We start from the raw sequence: 12492 nt of genomic DNA, 5'->3' as shown, positions 1-12492 counted from the left end.
GAGGACGCCGGTCCGTGGGCGCGGAGGTGGGTCTCAGGGCGACACTGCGAGCACCCGGAGCAGCTCCGGCCAGACGAGGCGTCCGAGCGCCCGGTCGGCCTCCTCGGTACCACCGCGGGCCAGCTGCAGGCCGCCGGTGGCGACCGGCTCGCCGGGCAGCACGACGCGGTGCCCGGCGTCGGGGTGGCTGACGACCGTGGTGGGCAGGTCGTACGCGGCGCGGCGCGCCTCGATGGCGCGCGCGGCGTCGAGCGAGGGCCACAGTCGGTCGTCCCCACCGGCGACGAGCAGGACGTCGCCGAAGAACCGCTCCACCGGGATCGTCGCTGCCGCAAGGGTGTCGGCCGGCGCGACGGCCAGGCTCCGGCGGTACAGGCCGACGTACTCGGGCGGGTCGCCGGAGATGTCGGCCTCGTCGTCGTACGGAACGAACGGCAGCGGCGCGCCCCCACGGCTCCACGACGCGTGCTGCGGGCGCAGCTCGCCGTCGGGCCCCGGGCCGACGTTGGCCCACGCGACGTGGCTGGGCGCGACCGCGACGACGGCGTCGACGCGCGGGTCCTCGGTGGCAAGGAGCAGGAACGCCTCGGCCGTCTTCGACGTCCCGAGGAGCACGACGCGGTCGCCGTCGGCGGCGAGCCGGTCGATGGCCGGAGCGAACGCCTCGAGGGGGTACTCCCAGATCGTGTCCGGGGTCCCCGGTGCGCCGAACCACTGGTAGGTCAAGGCTGCGGACACGCCCGCCGCGGCGAGCAGGCGGGCCCGCGGCGCCTCGACGCGTCCGCTCGAACCGGACAGGACGAGCACCCCGGTGCCGTTGCCGCCGTCGTGCGGCCGCGCGAGGACGCCCTCGGCATCAGGCAGCGGGTCGACCCGCACGGCGGCGAGGCCGGGTACCGAGGTCGGGTCGGACTGGGGACCACTCATGCCGACCACCCTAGGCACGCGCCGTCGCGCCTCGACGCTCAGCCGCCGAGGCGCTCGAAGCCCGTGACGGTGAGGACCGCGGCTCCGGCCTCGTCGCTGGCGGCGAGGTCGACGACGGCCCGGATGCCCCAGTCGCGGTCGCCGTCGGGGTCGACGACGACCTGCCGCAGCCGCCACTCACCCGGCACCTTCTCGACCTGGAGCAGCGCGGGGGAGCGGGCCTGCTGGTCGGTCGCGACGGCGTCGTGCTCGTCGTAGTAGGCGCCGAGCGCCTCGTTCCACGCGTCGGCGTCCATGACCACCGGACGCGGCGGGTCGGTCAGCTCGGCGACCCGGGCCTCGAGCTCGCCGAGCTGCTCCCACGCGTCGCGGGCGGCGAGCTCGACGCGGTGGAACATGGCGTTGCGGAGCATGACCGTGAAGGCCCGCTCGTTCGCGGTCAGTGGTCGGGCCGGTGGGGCGACCTCCCCGGACGGCCGCCCCGGAGCGGCGCCGTCGGCCGGGTTGACGAGGTCCTCCCACTCGTCGAGCAGGCTCGAGTCGGTCTGGCGCACCAGCTCACCGAGCCACTCGACGACGTCGTCGAGCTCGTCGTCGCGGTAGGCCTCGGGAACGGTGCGCCGCAGCGCCCGGTACGCGTCGGTGAGGTAGCGCAGGACGAGTCCCTCGGACCTCGACAGGCCGTAGTACGAGACGAACTCGGTGAACGTCATGCCGCGCTCGTACATCTCGCGCACGACCGACTTGGGGGACAGTGCGTCGGGGGAGATCCACGGGTGGCTCCGGCGGTACGCGGTGAGCGTCACCTCGAGCAGGTCGGCGAGCGGCTTGGGCCAGGTGACCTCCTCGAGCCGCTCCATGCGCTCCTCGTACTCGACGCCGTCGAGCTTCATCGCGGCCACCGCCTCGCCGCGCGCCTTGTACTCCTGGGCCCACAGCACCTGCCGCGGGTCCTCGAGGATCGCCTCGACGACGCTGACGATGTCGCGCGCGTACGTGTCGGACTCCCGGTCGAGGGTCTCCATGACGGCGAGGGCGAACGGTGCGAGCGGCTGGTTGAGGGCGAAGTCGCGCTGCAGGTCGATGGTCAGGGCGTGCCGGCGTCCCGACGCGTCGGCCGCGGGGAGCCGCTCGACGACGCCGGACGTGAGCAGCTCGCGCGCGAGGACGAGCGCGTGCCGCTGCAGGCGCCGCTGGTCCTTCTCCTCGTGGTGGTTGTCCGACAGCAGGCGAACCGCGTGGGCCACCGGGTTTCCCTCTCGGGCCAGCAGGTTGACGAGCATCGAGTGCGACACGCGCAGCCGCGGCTGGAGCGGCTCCGGCTCGCTCGTGATGAGCCGCTCGAAGGTCTCCTCCGACCAGCCGACGAAGCCGTCCGGCGCCTTCTTGCGCTGGACCTTCCGCTGTTTCTTCGGGTCGTCGCCCGCCTTCTCGACGGCCCGGAGGTTCTCGATGACGTGCTCCGGCGCCTGGGCGACGACCCAGCCCCGCGCGTCGAACCCGGCCCGCCCGGCGCGTCCGACGATCTGGTGGAACTCGCGCGCCTTGAGCAGGCGCTGCTTCGTGCCGTCGAACTTCGTCAGGCCGGTCAGCAGCACCGTGCGGATCGGCACGTTGATGCCGACGCCGAGGGTGTCGGTGCCGCAGATGACCTTGAGCAGGCCGTCCTGGGCCAGCTGCTCGACGAGCCGGCGGTACTTCGGCAGCATCCCGGCGTGGTGGACGCCGACGCCGTGGCGGACGAGGCGCGACAGGGTCCGTCCGAAACCGGAGCCGAAGCGGAAGCCGCCGATGCGCTCGGCGATGGCGTCCCGCTCCTCGCGGGTCGTCATCTTGAGGGCGACGAGGCTCTGGGCCCGCTCGAGGGCGGCCGCCTGGGTGAAGTGGACGACGTAGACCGGGGCCCGGTCCTGCTCGAGCAGCTGCTCGATCGTCTCGTGGATCGGCGTCGTGGCGTAGGAGAACTCGAGCGGCACCGGACGCTCGGTGCCGGTGATGACCGCGGTGGCCCGGCCCGTGCGTCGGGTGAGGTCGTCGCGGAACATCGTGACGTCGCCGAGGGTCGCCGACATGAGGACGAACTGCGCCTGCGGCAGCTCGAGGATCGGCACCTGCCAGGCCCAGCCGCGGTCGGGCTCGGAGTAGAAGTGGAACTCGTCCATGACGACGAGGCCGATGTCGGCGGCGGCGCCCTCGCGCAGCGCGACGTTGGCGAGGACCTCGGCCGTGCAGCAGATGATCGGGGCGTCGCCGTTGACCGTGGCGTCACCGGTGATCATGCCGACGTTGTCGGCGCCGAACTGCTCGCACAGCGCGAAGAACTTCTCCGAGACGAGCGCCTTGATCGGCGCCGTGTAGAAGGAGACGCGGTCCTCGGCGAGGGCGGTGAAGTGCGCGGCCGCCGCGACGAGGGACTTGCCGGACCCGGTCGGAGTCGCGAGGACGACGTTGGCGCCCGAGAGCACCTCGAGGAAGGCCTCCTCCTGGTGCGGGTAGAGCGCCAGCCCCTGCTCCGCGGCCCACTCGACGAACGCGTCGTAGAGCGCGTCGGCATCCGCGTCGGCCGGGATGCGCGCCTCGAGGTTCGTCGTCACCCGGCGAGCATGCCACCGGTCACCCCGCCGGCCGAATCGAGCCTAGGGTGGTTACGGGTCCCGCCCCGGTGGGAACGGAGAGCACGAGACGACGTGAGGCTCGACCGGAGTCCCCTGCGCCGAGGAAGGTGACGCTCATGGAGGCGAAGAAGACGTTCCTGTCGTGGCCGGTGGTCCGGCAGGTCCGCTCGGGAGACTTCCTCGGACGCGGCCCGGCCGTGACGTCCGAGCGCACCCGGTCGCTGGCGCCGCGCACGGCGACGGCCGACCGCGTCGTGCAGAGCGTCTGCCCGTACTGCGCCGTCGGCTGCGGCCAGAAGGTGTACGTCAAGGACGAGAAGGTCGTGCAGATCGAGGGCGACCCCGACTCGCCGGTGTCGCGCGGCCGACTGTGCCCCAAGGGCTCCGCGAGCGAGCAGCTCGTCAACAACCCGGGTCGCCAGCGGCACGTGCTCTACCGGCGGCCCGGCGGCACCGACTGGGAGCGGATGCCGCGGGCCACCGCCGTGGAGATGATCGCCCAGCGCTTCGTCGAGAGCCGGCGTGCCGGCTGGCAGGACGCCGACGAGCACGGCCGTCCGCTCCGGCGCACCATGGGCATCGCCTCGCTCGGCGGCGCGACGCTCGACAACGAGGAGAACTACCTCATCAAGAAGCTGTTCACCGCGGCGGGCGCCATCCAGATCGAGAACCAGGCCCGTATTTGACACTCCTCCACGGTCCCCAGTCTGGGGTCCTCGTTCGGACGCGGCGGCGCGACGCAGTACGTGCAGGACCTGTCCAACTCGGACTGCATCGTCATCCAGGGCTCGAACATGGCCGAGTGCCACCCGGTCGCCTACCAGTGGGTGACCGAGGCCCGTCTCAAGGGCGCGAAGGTCATCCACGTCGACCCGCGGTTCACCCGCACGTCGGCGACGGCCGACAAGCACATCCCGATCCGGGCCGGCAGCGACGTCGTGCTGCTCGGCGCGCTCATCAACCACATCCTGACGCGCGAGCTGTATTTCAAGGAGTACGTCGTCGCGTACACGAACGCCGCGACGCTCGTCAGCGAGACGTTCCGGGACACCGAGGACCTCGACGGCCTCTTCTCCGGCTACGACGAGGAGAAGGGCTCGTACGAGCCGAGCACGTGGGCCTACGCGGCGGGCTCGGACGACGAGGACGGGTCGCCGGGCACCATCGGCGGCCCGGCCGCCGCTCACGAGAGCGGCGGCGGCGGGCACGAGCACGGCCACAGCAAGTCCGAGCGCGCGGCCGGTGACGAGCACGGCTCCGGCGGACCGGCGCTCGAGCACGCGAGCGTGCTGCGCGACGAGTCGCTGCAGGACCCGCGGTGCGTCTTCCAGATCCTCAAGAAGCACTACGCCCGCTACACCCCGGAGATGGTCGCCGACACGTGCGGCGTCAGCGTCGACGACTTCGCCTACCTGGCCAAGGCCGTCACCGAGAACAGCGGCCGCGACCGCACCACGGCGTTCGTCTACGCCGTCGGCTGGACCCAGCACACGCTCGGCGCCCAGTTCATCCGCACTGCGGCCATCATCCAGCTGCTGCTCGGCAACATGGGCCGTCCGGGCGGCGGCATCATGGCGCTGCGCGGCCACGCCAGCATCCAGGGATCGACCGACATCCCGACGCTCTACAACATCCTCCCCGGCTACCTCGCGATGCCGGTCGTCGGCCTCCACGACACGTGGGAGGACTACGTGGGCGCCATCGGCAGCAAGTCCCAGAAGGGCTTCTGGGCCAACGCCGACACCTACGCCGTCAGCCTGCTCAAGGCGTGGTGGGGCAAGGCCGCGACCGCCGAGAACGACTGGTGCTTCGACTACCTGCCCCGGCTCTCGGGCGCGCACGGCACGTACCAGACGACGATGGCGATGCTCGAGGACCAGGTCGAGGGCTACTTCCTCCTCGGCCAGAACCCGGCCGTCGGCTCGGCCCACGGCCGCATGCAGCGCCAGGCGATGTCGCACCTCAAGTGGCTCGTCGTGCGCGACTTCGCGATGATCGAGTCGGCCACGTTCTGGAAGGACGGCCCGGAGATCGCGACGGGCGAGATGCGTCCTGAGGACATCCGGACCGAGGTGTTCTTCCTGCCCGCGGCGGCCCACACCGAGAAGTCCGGCTCGTTCACGCAGACCCAGCGGATGCTCCAGTGGCACCACAAGGCGGTGGCGCCGCCCGGTGAGGCGCAGAGCGAGCTGGAGTTCTTCTACGAGCTCGGCCGGCGCATCCGCGAGATCCTCGCCGACTCGACCGACCCGCGCGACCGGCCGCTGCTCGACCTGACGTGGGACTACCCGCTCGACGCCGACGGCGAGATCGACGCCGAGGCCGTGCTCGCCGAGGTCAACGGCCGCCACCTCACGGGCGACAAGGCCGGACAGCCGCTGTCGTCGTACACCGAGATGAAGGCCGACGGCTCGACCGACGGCGGCTGCTGGATCTACACCGGCGTCTACGCAGACGGCAAGAACCAGGCCGCCAACCGCCGACCCGGCCGCGAGCAGGACCTCACCGCCCTCGACTGGGGCTGGGCGTGGCCGGCCAACCGCCGCATCCTCTACAACCGGGCCTCGGCCGACCCCGAGGGCCACCCGTGGAGCGAGCGCAAGAAGTACGTGTGGTGGGACGCCGACGCCGGGAAGTGGACGGGGCACGACGTGCCGGACTTCCCGCCGACGAAGGCGCCGACGTTCCGGCCCGAGCCGGGCACCGGCGGCCCGGACGGCCTCGCCGGCGACGACCCGTTCATCATGCAGGCCGACGGCAAGGGCTGGCTCTTCACGCCCAAGGGCATGCTCGACGGTCCGCTGCCCACGCACTACGAGCCGCAGGAGTCGCCGGTCCGCAACCCGCTCTACACGCAGCAGTCCAACCCGGCCCGCCGGGTCTTCCCCCGCAAGGACAACCTGTGGAGCCCGTCCGCGGGCGAGCCGGGGTCCGACGTGTACCCGTACGTCTTCACGACCTACCGGCTCACCGAGCACCACACCGCGGGCGGCATGAGCCGGTGGCTGCCGTACCTGTCCGAGCTGCAGCCGGAGTTCTTCTGCGAGGTCTCGCCCGAGCTCGCGAAGGAGCGCGGGCTCGAGCCCGGTGGCTGGGCCACGATCGTGTCGGCCCGCACCGCGATCGAGGCGCGGGTCCTGGTCACCGAGCGCATGACGCCGCTCGTCATCCGCGGCCGCACCGTCCACCAGGTCGGGCTGCCGTACCACTGGGGCGTCGGCAGCGACGCCGTTGTCAGCGGTGACGCCGCCAACGACCTGCTCGGGATCGCCCTCGACCCGAACGTGCAGATCCAGGAGAGCAAGGCCGGCTCGTGCGACATCGTGCCGGGACGGCGTCCGACCGGGGAGGCGCTGCTGCGCCTCGTCGCCGAGTACCAGTCGCGCGCCGGCTCGACCGTCATGACGGGCAACGAGCTGCGCACCGGGCACCCGGGGTCCGTCCCCGAGCCGAAGGAGGGCTGAGGCATGGGTTTCTGGCGCAACCAGCTGTCGGGGCCGACCGACCCCGCGAGCGACGCCGCGTGGGACCGCCCGGAGCCGCGCAAGGGGTTCTTCACCGACACCTCGATCTGCATCGGCTGCAAGGCCTGCGAGGTCGCGTGCAAGGAGTGGAACGCCATCCCCGAGGACGGCCTCGACCTGCTCAACCAGTCCTACGACAACACCGGCGCGCTCGGGGCGAGCACCTGGCGCCACGTCGCGTTCGTCGAGCAGACGAGCGAGCGCATCGAGCAGGCCCGCGAGTCGGGGCGACGCCTCGTCCAGCTCGGGATGCCGACCCTGCGCACGGGGGACGAGCCGGCCCCGACCGGTGGCGGGGGCACCGCCACCGCGACGCTGGAGGCGCCCGGCGACGTGCGGTCCGGCGCCGCCGCCGGGCCGGGGCCCACCGACACCGCCGTGCCGGACGTCCGGTGGCTCATGGCGTCGGACGTGTGCAAGCACTGCACCCACGCGGCGTGCCTCGACGTGTGCCCGACGGGGTCGCTGTTCCGCACCGAGTTCGGCACCGTCGTCGTGCAGGACGACGTGTGCAACGGGTGCGGGTACTGCGTGGCCGCCTGCCCGTTCGGGGTCATCGAACGGCGCCGGGGCGACGAGGGCCACGAGGGCGGACGCCGCTCGCACGGCATCAGCATCGGCTCGGCAGGTGCCGACCCGGCCCACAACGGCGAGGTCAAGAACGTCGGCATCGCCCAGAAGTGCACGCTGTGCTACGACCGCCTCGGGGCCGGGCAGACACCCGCGTGCGCCCAGGCCTGCCCGACGACCTCGATCAAGTTCGGCGACCTCGACGACATGCGCGCCACCGCACGGGCCCGCGTCGCCGAGCTGCACGGCCTCGGCTACACCGAGGCGCGGCTCTACGGCACCGACGAGAACGACGGGGTCGGCGGCACCGGGTCGGTGTTCCTCCTGCTCGACGAGCCCGAGGTCTACGGGCTGCCGCCGGACCCGCGCGTAACCACGGCCGACCTGCCCGACATGTTCCGCAAGGCCGGGTACGCGGGACTGGCGATGCTCGGCATGGCCGCGGCCGCGTTCGTCGGGAGGAAGCGATGACGACCAACCCGTTCGACGCCGACCGCCCGCCCGAGCGCGAGCGCCGGCGTGACCCGGCGACCCACGGCAACGCCCGTGACACCGCCGGGCACGACGGCGGCCGCCGGCGCCGCGACGAGTCGCTCATGGTCCCGGACGTCCGGTTCGACAGCTACTACGGCCGGCACGTCGTCAAGCCCGCGCCGTGGGAGAAGGAGGTCGCCGCGTACCTGTTCCTCGGCGGCGTCGCCGGCGGGTCGGCGCTGCTCGGGGCCGGCGGCAAGGTGCTCGGCTACCCGGCGCTGCGCCGGGCGGGCCGCATCGGTGCGGTCGCAGCCGCGGCCCTCGGCGGTGCGGCGCTCGCCAAGGACCTCGGCAAGCCGAGCCGCGGCCTCAACATGCTGCGCACCGTCAAGCTCACCTCGCCGATGTCGGTCGGCTCGTGGATCCTTACCGCCTTCGGGGGCTTCTCCGGCCTGGCCCTCGCCACCGAGCTGGGTCAGGCGCTGCTCGAGCGTCGTTCCGGCACAGGGCGGCCCGGCACCGCGGTCGCCCGCGTCTCCCGGGTGCTCGCGGTCGCCGACGGGCCGGCCACGGCCGGCTCCGCGCTCTTCGCGCCGCCGCTCGCGGCCTACACCGCGGTGCTCCTCGCCGACACCGCGACCCCGACCTGGCACGAGTCCTACCGCGAGCTGCCGTTCGTCTTCGTCAGCTCGGCGAACGCCGCCGCGTCGGGCCTGGCCCTGCTCACCGTGCCGGCCCGGCAGAACGGTCCCGCCCGGCGGCTGGCCGCCCTCAGCGCCCTCGTCGAGACGCTCGCCTTCGAGCGGATGCAGCGCGAGCTCGGCCGATGCTCGCCGAGCCGCTGCGCACCGGCAGGGCCGCCCGTCTGCTCCGGGCCAGCACGGTGCTGACCGTCGCCGGCGCCGTCGGTGCCGTCACCGTGGGACGGACCCGCGTCGGTGCCGCCCTGAGCGGTTTGGCCCTGATGGCCGGATCGGCGTGCACTCGGTTCGGCGTCTTCGAGGCGGGTATGGCCTCCGCGATCGACCCGAAGTACACGGTCGAGCACCAACGCGAGCGTCTCGAACGCCGCCGCGCCGCCGGCGTCGTCGACGACGCGATCACCACGGCGCGCTAGACGCGCACCGACGACGCAGGGAGGCGCCGCCGGAGGACCGGAAGGGGAATGCCGTGAGCAGGACCGACAGCGATCCGGTGACGAGGACCCGAGGCGCCAACCGCTGGGTCATCCTCGTCTGTGCCGTCCTCGTGCAGCTGGCCATCGGCTCCGTCTACGCGTGGAGCGTCTTCGCCAAGGCGATGCAGAGCGACGCCGCGTTCGGATGGTCGAAGTCGAAGGCCGCCGTGCCGTTCAGCGTCGTCATCGGGATGATCTTCATCGGCAGCTACGTCGGCGGCCGGCTCCAGGACGCCCGCGGGCCGCGCGTCGTCGCGATGACCGGAGGGGTCATCTACGCCGTCGGCGTCATCCTCGCCTCCTTCGCCCAGTCGCCGGACGCCTTCTGGCTGGTCGTCCTCGGGTACGGCGTCATCGGCGGGTTCGGCCTCGGGATGGTCTACATCGTGCCGATCGCCATGCTGCAGAAGTGGTTCCCGGACAAACCGGGCCTCATCACCGGCCTCGCGGTCGCGGGGTTCGGGTTCGGGGCGGTCGTCACCGCCCCCGTCGGGCAGGCCCTGATCGACCACACGCCGAGCGTCCCGACGAAGGCCTTCCTCTGGCTCGGCATCGGGTACCTCGTCATCCTCCTCGTGTGCACGTCGGTGTTCCGCAACCCGGCAGCCGTGCCCGACACCACCACGGAGTCGGCCGCCACGGCCGTGTCCGCTGACACGGGCACGGGCACGGCCTCCCGCGACTTCACGCCGAGCGAGGCGATGCACACCCCGCAGTGGTACCTGCTCACCGGCATCCTCACGATGAGCGTCACCGCCGGCATCTCGCTCATCGCCGTGGCCGCCGGCACGGCCAGCGACGTCGCCGGCTACTCGACCGCGGCGGCTGCCGCGCTCGTCGGCGTGCTGGGCCTCTTCAACGGCGGAGGCCGCATCTTCTGGGGCTGGCTGTCCGACCTCGTCGGCAAGATGCCGGCGTTCCTCGGCATCCTCGGGATCCAGGCCGTGTGCCTGCTGCTCATCCCGCACGCGTCGAACAAGGCGCTGTTCGCCGTCCTCGCCGCCCTCGTGTACCTCTGCTACGGGGGCGCGTTCGGCACCATGCCCTCGACGGCCGGGCGGTTCTTCGGGGTGCGCAACGTCGGAGCGATCTACGGCCTCATGCTCATCGGCTGGAGCATCGGCGGCGTCGTCGGCCCGCTCCTCATCGCCTCGCTCATCGGCAGCGAGAAGGCCTACACGCTCGGGTTCAGCGTCATCGGCATCATCACCCTCGTCGCGCTGGTCCTGCCGCTCGTGACCCGGCCGCCCCGCCACGACCGCCGGCCGGCAGCTGCCGACGGTACCGGCACCACCGGCACGACCGGCGCCACCGGCGCCACGGCGGCGTCCGGGCGGGACAGGCTGCGTCGCCACTGACGCGGACCGTCCGCTGGGTACGGTGAGGGCGTGCACGTCGTCGCCACCGCCGGCCACGTCGACCACGGCAAGTCGACCCTGGTGCGCGCCCTCACCGGCATCGAGCCGGACCGCTGGGCCGAGGAACGGCGCCGCGGCCTGACGATCGACCTCGGCTATGCGTGGACGACCCTGCCGTCCGGGGCGTCCGTCGCCTTCGTCGACGTCCCCGGTCACGAGCACTTCGTCGGCAACATGCTGGCCGGTCTGGGCCCGGCCCCGGCCGTCGTCCTCGTCGTCGCCGCGGACGAGGGGTGGCGGCGGCAGTCGGCCGAGCACCTCGCCGCCGTCGACGCGCTCGGGCTGCGGCACGGGCTCGTCGTCGTCACGCGCGCCGACCTCGCCGACCCGGGGCCGGCTCGTGCCGACGCCCTCGAGCGGGTGCGGGCGACCTCGCTCGCCGGCTGCGAGGCGGTCGCCGTGTCGGCCCGGACCGGCGAGGGGCTCGACGACGTGCGGGCCGCCCTCGACCGGCTCGTCGCGTCGCTGCCCGCACCGGACACCGGGGCCCGCCTGCGCCTCTGGGTCGACCGGTCCTTCACGGTGCGGGGCGCCGGGACGGTGGTCACCGGCACGCTCGGCGCCGGGACGGTCCGCGTCGGCGACGAGCTGCTCGTGCAGCGCGCCGACGGAGCCCACGCCCGCGTCACCGTGCGCGGGCTGCAGAGCCAGGAGCAGCCCGCCCACGCCGTCGGCCCCGTGAGCCGGGTCGCCGTCAACCTCCGTGGGCTCGGGGCCGACCAGGTGGGCCGCGGGGACGCCCTCGTGACGCCGCACGCGTGGCGGACGACGGACTCGGTCGACGTGCGGCTCGAGCGTGGCGACGCCGTCCGCTCCGGACCCGGACGCATCCCCGCGAACCTCATGCTCCACGTCGGCTCGCTCGCCGTGCAGGTGCGCACGCGACCGCTCGGCGGCGACGCCGTCCGCCTCACCCTCCCGGCGCCGCTCGCCCTCACGGCGGGGGACCGGCTCGTCCTTCGCGACCCCGGGTCGCGGCACGTCGTCGGGGCGCTCGTCGTCGACGCCGACCCGCCGCCGCTGCGCCGCCGCGGTGCCGCGGTCCGGCGCGCCGAGGCCGTCGCCGGCATGAGCGGCACCCCGGACCTCGCCGCCGAGGTCGCCCGGCGCGAGGCGATGGCCACCTCCGACGCGGCAGCCCTCGGGCTCCCGGTGCCCGAGGACGGAGCGAGCGCCGACGGCGTGGCACGCCGGGGCCGGTGGCTCGTCGCCGACGCGGCGTGGCAGCAGTGGGGGCGGCGGTTGCACGCCGCTTCGGTCGCCCGCGCCGACGCCGACCCGCTCGACCCGACGCTCACTCTCGAGGCCGCGCGCGCGGCGTCCGGCGCCCCGGACCGCACCCTCGTCCCCGACCTCGCGGGCTCCGTCGGGCTCGACGTCCACGACGGCCGGGTCGGCCTGCCGGGCCGCACCGCCGAGCTGGGGGACCGGGCCGAGGAGGGCCTGCGCCGCATCGAGGCCCGGCTCGCCGACGAGCCGTTCGCGGCCCCCGAGCAGAAGGAGCTCGACGCGGCCGGCCTCGGGGGCCGCGAGGTGGCCGCGGCCGTGCGAGCCGGCCGGCTGCTGCGCCTGACCGGGGTGCCCGACGACGTCTACCTCCAGCCGATCGCGCCGGCCCGGGCCATGCGGGTCCTCGCCGGCCTGCCGCAGCCGTTCACGACGAGCGAGGCGCGGGTCGCGCTCGCCTCGACGCGCCGCACCGTCGTCCCGCTGCTCGAGCACCTCGACGCCCGGGGGTGGACCCGCCGCGTCGACGGCACGCACCGCGAGGTGCGACGCTGAGACCC

The 12492-nt window shown here is 73.5% G+C and carries 8 protein-coding genes; 6 read left to right on the top strand and 2 right to left on the bottom strand.

Annotated elements, in window-relative coordinates:
* Positions 1–33 precede the first annotated feature (33 nt).
* Positions 34–927: an acyl-CoA thioester hydrolase/BAAT C-terminal domain-containing protein gene (locus AC1VM9_RS06730; RefSeq protein ID WP_481347253.1), complete on the bottom strand. Its 894-nt coding sequence runs from the start codon at positions 925–927 to the stop codon at positions 34–36.
* A 38-nt stretch (positions 928–965) separates the two neighbouring features.
* Positions 966–3521 (bottom strand): DEAD/DEAH box helicase, encoded by a 2556-nt coding sequence (locus AC1VM9_RS06725; RefSeq protein ID WP_481347252.1) that lies wholly within the window; start codon positions 3519–3521, stop codon positions 966–968.
* Positions 3522–3658: 137 nt separating this feature from the next.
* Here AC1VM9_RS06725 and fdh point away from each other — a divergent pair, with 137 nt between their 5' ends.
* From fdh to selB, 6 genes are read left to right on the top strand one after another with little or no spacing between them, the layout of a single operon-like run.
* Complete coding sequence (fdh, locus tag AC1VM9_RS06720) at positions 3659–7006, top strand: formate dehydrogenase (RefSeq protein ID WP_483121928.1); 3348 nt, start codon at positions 3659–3661, stop codon at positions 7004–7006.
* A gap of 3 nt (positions 7007–7009) precedes the next feature.
* Entirely contained in the window at positions 7010–8107 is a 1098-nt protein-coding gene (locus tag AC1VM9_RS06715) for a 4Fe-4S dicluster domain-containing protein (protein ID WP_481345328.1), read from the top strand.
* On the top strand, positions 8104–9000 hold the full coding sequence (gene nrfD / locus AC1VM9_RS06710; RefSeq protein WP_483121926.1) for an NrfD/PsrC family molybdoenzyme membrane anchor subunit: 897 nt from the start codon (positions 8104–8106) through the stop codon (positions 8998–9000). The genes AC1VM9_RS06715 and nrfD overlap by 4 nt, the downstream gene beginning before the upstream one ends.
* Positions 8937–9227, top strand: a complete 291-nt coding sequence (locus AC1VM9_RS06705; RefSeq protein WP_483121924.1) for a hypothetical protein — start codon at positions 8937–8939, stop codon at positions 9225–9227. Before nrfD ends, AC1VM9_RS06705 begins: the two co-directional genes overlap by 64 nt.
* Positions 9228–9280: 53 nt before the next feature.
* Entirely contained in the window at positions 9281–10645 is a 1365-nt protein-coding gene (locus tag AC1VM9_RS06700) for an L-lactate MFS transporter (RefSeq protein ID WP_481345326.1), read from the top strand.
* 30 nt (positions 10646–10675) lie between these two features.
* The gene (gene selB, locus AC1VM9_RS06695) at positions 10676–12487 is read left to right on the top strand and encodes a selenocysteine-specific translation elongation factor (RefSeq protein WP_481345325.1); all 1812 of its coding nucleotides are present in this window, start codon (positions 10676–10678) and stop codon (positions 12485–12487) included.
* Positions 12488–12492: the final 5 nt, after the last annotated feature.

The organism is Monashia sp. HAY1-11D (assembly GCF_056868035.1).
Note: the sequence above shows the minus strand (reverse complement) of the source record. Positions and strands in the feature narration are given on the sequence as shown.